The organism is Streptomyces sp. AV19 (genome assembly GCF_015999245.1).
GTDB lineage: Bacteria > Actinomycetota > Actinomycetes > Streptomycetales > Streptomycetaceae > Streptomyces.
In genome coordinates, this window is sequence record NZ_JAEAMR010000109.1 from 1 (window position 1) to 1,624 (window position 1,624).

1 protein-coding gene is annotated in these 1,624 nt (G+C 72.3%); it reads left to right on the forward strand.

Features of this window, described 5'->3' with window-relative positions; translation table 11 throughout:
• Positions 1–20: 20 nt before the first annotated feature.
• The coding region (locus tag I5Q34_RS34230) for an acyltransferase domain-containing protein (protein WP_234429957.1) at positions 21–1,624 on the forward strand (1,604 nt) is incomplete at its 3' end.

Genomic DNA, 1,624 nt, shown 5'->3' on the forward strand with positions numbered 1-1,624 from the left:
GGCTGGCGGGTCGGGGCGGGATGGTGTCCGTCCTGGCGCCGTTGGAGCAGGTGACTGAGCGGCTCTCCGGCGGGTTGCAGGTGGCTGTGGTGAACGGTCCGGAGCAGGTCGTAGTGTCTGGTGCGCCGGAGGAGTTGGACGCCCTGATGGCCGGGTGTGAGGCCGACGGCGTCCAGGCCCGTCGGATCGCGGTCGACTACGCCTCCCACTCCGCGCAAGTCGAGGAGCTGCGCGCGGAGTTGCTGGAGGTCCTGGGAGGTATCGAGCCCCGGACGGGCCGGATCCCGATGGTCTCCACGGTGACGGGCGAGTTGATCGACACGGCGGTGATGGACGCCGGGTACTGGTTCACCAACCTCCGCGAGACCGTCCGTTTCGACACGGCGATCGAGGGACTCCTGGAGACCGGGCATCAGGTCTTCGTCGAGGTCAGCCCGCACCCGGTGCTGGTCGGTGCTGTCACCCAGATCGCCGAGGGTACCGATGTGACCGCCGTGGGCACGCTGCGCCGTGGCGAGGGCGAGCGGGCGCGGCTGTTGCAGAGCCTGGCCGAGGTGTACGTCGCGGGTGTCGACGTGGACTGGTCGTCCTGGGTGGACGGCGGCCGGCTCGCCGATCTGCCGACGTACGCCTTCCAGCGCCGCCGCTACTGGCTGCCCGCCGGCGGGCCGGTGCTGGACGCGGCCGGGCTGGGGCTCAACCCTGCCGGTCACCCCCTGCTGGGCGCGGCCGTGCGGCTGGCGTCGCAGGACGGGCTGGTCTTCACGGGCCAGTTGTCGCTGCACGCCCACCCATGGCTCGCCGACCATGCCGTCTTCGGCACGGTCGTCCTCCCCGGCACCGCCTTCGTCGAGCTGGCGCTGCACGCCGGGGACGAGGTCGGCTGCGGTGTACTCGAAGAGCTGACTCTGGAGCGGCCGTTGGTGCTGGCCGAGGGCGCCTCGACGGCCGTACAGGTGTCGGTGGGAGCGGCGGACGGCGCGGGGCGGCGCGCGGTGGCCGTGCACTCACGCGACGGGGACGCCGACGCGGAGTGGGTGCGCCACGCGGCGGGTGTGCTGGCGGCCGACCCGGTGGGCCCTGTGGAGCCCTTGGAGGGGCAGTGGCCGCCGGCCGGTGCGCAACCGGTCGAGATCACGGATGCGTACGAGCGGCTGACCGCCGTCGGATACGGGTACGGTCCGGTGTTCCAGGGTCTGCACGCGGTGTGGCGTGCGGGGGAGGAGCTGTTCGCCGAGGTGCGGTTGCCGGTCGAGGCGGACGCGTTCGGCGTCCATCCGGCGCTGCTCGACGCCGCGTTGCACGCGTTGCTGTCGGACGACTTGTGGGTGCCGTTCTCGTGGAACGGGGTGCGGCTGCACTCGGTGGGCGCCTCGGCGCTGCGGGTCAGGCTGTCGCGGCGCGCCGACGGTTCGGTCTGGGTGGCGGCGTTCGACGGTGCCGGGTTGCCGGTCGTGACGGTGGACGAGCTGCGTCTGCAGGAGATGTCGCGGGAGCAGCTGGGATCGGCGGCGGCCGGTGATCCGCTGTACGAGCTTCGGTGGGCCGAAGTGCCGTACCTGGAAGGCTCGTTCGCGGTCTCCCCGGAGGATGTGGTCGAGTTCGTCGAGCCCGGCGGTGACGT